The organism is Streptomyces sp. NPDC054840 (genome assembly GCF_053611065.1).
The window spans coordinates 1-1,527 of the sequence record NZ_JBSGZP010001078.1 but is presented as its reverse complement, the minus strand read 5'-3'; the positions used below and the strand labels follow the sequence as shown (position 1 = coordinate 1,527).

Here is a 1,527-nt window from a genome sequence, read left to right as displayed (position 1 = left end):
CCGCACGCGTCACCGTGGTCGGCTTCGGCGCCGCCTGGGCGGGGCAGGTGGCGTCCGTGGCCTTGCCCGTCGTCAGATAGGCCGCCACCTTCTCGTCCAGGCACTTGTTGCCGCTCAGGGCGATGCCGTGGTTGCCGCCGCCCTCCTCCACCACCAAGGCCGAACCCGACAGCTTCTCCCGCATGCTGAGCGCCCCCTCGAAGGGGGTCGCCGCGTCCTCCGTCGCCTGGAGCAGGAGGGCGGGCGGGAGATCCGCGTTGGTCACGTCCGGGGCCTGCAGCGGCTCCGTCGGCCAGAACGCGCACGGGGCGTTGTACCAAGCGTTGTTCCAGGTCATGAACGGCGCCTTGGCGTGGGTGCTCCACATGTCCGCCCGCCACTGGTTCCAGTCCTTCGGCCAGGCCGAGTCCCGGCACTGGACCGCCGTGTAGACGCTGTAGCCGTTGCCCGCGGAGGGCTCCACCGCGCCGAACCGCTCATAGGCGGCCACCAGGGGCTTCGGGTCCTTGGCCACCACGTACGCGGCGAAGGCCTCGGCCAGGTTCGGCCAGTAGCCGTTGTAGTACCCGCCCGGCATGAAGGTGTCCTCCAGCTCCGCCGGGCCCACCTTGCCGCCCGCCGGACTCTCCCGCAGCGCGTCCCGCATGGCGTACCAGGCCCTCTCGACCGCCGCCGGGTCGGTGCCCAGCCCGTAGGTGGCGTCGTACTGGGCCACCCATGCCAGGAAGGCCTTGTGGCGGGCGTCGAAGGCGAGGTCCTGGGAGAGGTTGTCCTCGTACCAGACCCCGCCCGGGTCGACCACGGAGTCCAGGACGAGCCGGTGCACGCGGCCCGGGTGGAGCTTGGCGTACACCGCGCCCAGGTAGGTCCCGTACGAGTAGCCGAAGTAGCTGATCCGCTCCGCGCCGAGCGCGCCGCGCAGCGCCTCGATGTCCCGGGCGGCCGAGACGGTGTCGATGTACGGGAGCACGTCCGCGTGCTTGGCGCCGCAGGACTCGGCGAAGGAGCGCACCCGGTCCAGGTTGGCCCGCTCGGTGGCCTCGTCCATGGGGACGGAGTCCGGCCGGGCGGGCTCGAAGTGCCCGGCCGCGCAATCCAGGGCCGGCTCGCTCTTGCCGACGCCCCGGGGGTCGAAGCCGATCACGTCGTACTGGGCGGCCACCTCCTTGGGGAGGGCGGAGGCGACGTAACCCGCCAGGCCGCGGCCGCTGCCGCCCGGGCCGCCGGGGTTGACCAGCAGCGGGCCCTGGGAGGTGGCCCCGGTGTGCGGGACCCGGGTCAGGGCGAGGGTGATCTGCCGGCCGCCGGGCCGTGCGTGGTCGAGGGGCACCTTGAGGGACGCGCACTGCAGTGTCGGGTAGCGCGGGGTCTTGCAGCCGGTCCAGCGCAGCGCGGCCCGCGCCGGCGCCTGGGCGGCCGGATCGGCCGGTGCGGCGGGCGCGGCCGTGACCGGGCTCGCGAGAGCGGCGGCGACGGTGGCGGCCACGGTGGAGATCGACAGCAGGACAGCGGTGCGCTTCTTCAAGG

At 73.6% G+C, this 1,527-nt stretch carries 1 protein-coding gene; it reads right to left on the bottom strand.

Going from position 1 to position 1,527, the window contains the following annotated elements:
- Positions 1-1,525, bottom strand: a 1,525-nt coding sequence (locus ACWGIU_RS37650) for an alpha/beta hydrolase (RefSeq protein WP_453712564.1), incomplete at its 3' end; no start/stop codon positions are given.
- Positions 1,526-1,527 lie beyond the last annotated feature (2 nt).